The following is a 462-nucleotide window of genomic DNA, read 5'->3' as shown; positions in this document are numbered from 1 at the left end:
TATCCAAAAGATGAAATTGGATATTAATTCTATAATCTCATTGAGAAGAAGATGTTCGACTCAATATATGTTAAACTCCTAGAGAAAGAGTTTATTCTAGGAGAGAACAGTGAGAGTAGAATGAATCTTGAAGGAGTTCAAGAATCCACAGATATGGTTGACCAAATAGATAAATCTGAGTGTGGTCTCACACCTGATGAGGGACATATTCTTGATTTGGAAGTAGAGACTTCTGAGAACAGATCAGCTCTATGTAAATCTTATAGGATCATTCAACCTCTTAGAAGGTATGAGTCCATGATTACTAATCAAGTATTATTAATCGAGGATGATGAACCTATTGGTTACACAAAATAAAGTCAAGTGTTGACTCAAGGAGATGGCGAAAGGCCATGAAATTCGAGATGAACTCGATGTATGTAAACAAGGTTTAAACCTTGATCGACCGCCTGATGGGATAAA

At 35.9% G+C, this 462-nt stretch carries 1 protein-coding gene; it reads left to right on the top strand.

Annotated elements, in window-relative coordinates; translation table 11 throughout:
* Positions 1 to 120: 120 nt before the first annotated feature.
* The gene (locus tag GOQ16_RS18515) at positions 121 to 357 is read left to right on the top strand and encodes a hypothetical protein (protein ID WP_160070439.1); all 237 of its coding nucleotides are present in this window, start codon (positions 121 to 123) and stop codon (positions 355 to 357) included.
* Positions 358 to 462: the final 105 nt, after the last annotated feature.

It is taken from the genome of Sphingobacterium bovisgrunnientis (genome assembly GCF_009829085.1).
Taxonomy (GTDB): domain Bacteria; phylum Bacteroidota; class Bacteroidia; order Sphingobacteriales; family Sphingobacteriaceae; genus Sphingobacterium; species Sphingobacterium bovisgrunnientis.
Note: the sequence above shows the minus strand (reverse complement) of the source record. Positions and strands in the feature narration are given on the sequence as shown.